Source organism: Niveispirillum sp. FG156, from assembly GCF_057809555.1.
Window position 1 is genome coordinate 1 of the sequence record NZ_JBMDKE010000107.1, and the last position, 327, is coordinate 327.

The 327-nt window shown below is 59.0% G+C and carries 1 protein-coding gene; it reads left to right on the top strand.

Annotation, left to right across the window (positions count from 1 at the left end; translation table 11 throughout):
* The coding region (locus ACODSP_RS28265) for an ATP-binding protein (protein ID WP_488968832.1) at positions 1 to 327 on the top strand (327 nt) is incomplete at both ends.

The following is a 327-nucleotide window of genomic DNA, read 5'->3' on the forward strand; positions in this document are numbered from 1 at the left end:
CAGCTGCGCGTTCATCGACGGCGCGCAGAATGTCGTGTTGATCGGTGGCCCTGGTACTGGAAAAACCCACGTCGCAACGGCTATCGCCATCCAGGCCATCGAACATCATCGTCGTAAAGTCCGGTTCATATCGACCATCGAACTCGTCAACGCGCTGGAGCAGGAGAAGGCCAAGGGAAAGGCCGGGCAGTTGGCCGAGGCCATGGCCCGTCTGGATCTCGTGATCCTGGACGAACTCGGATACCTGCCGTTCAGCGCATCTGGCGGCGCACTGCTATTCCACCTGCTCAGCAAACTCTATGAGCGGACCAGCGTCATCATAACCAC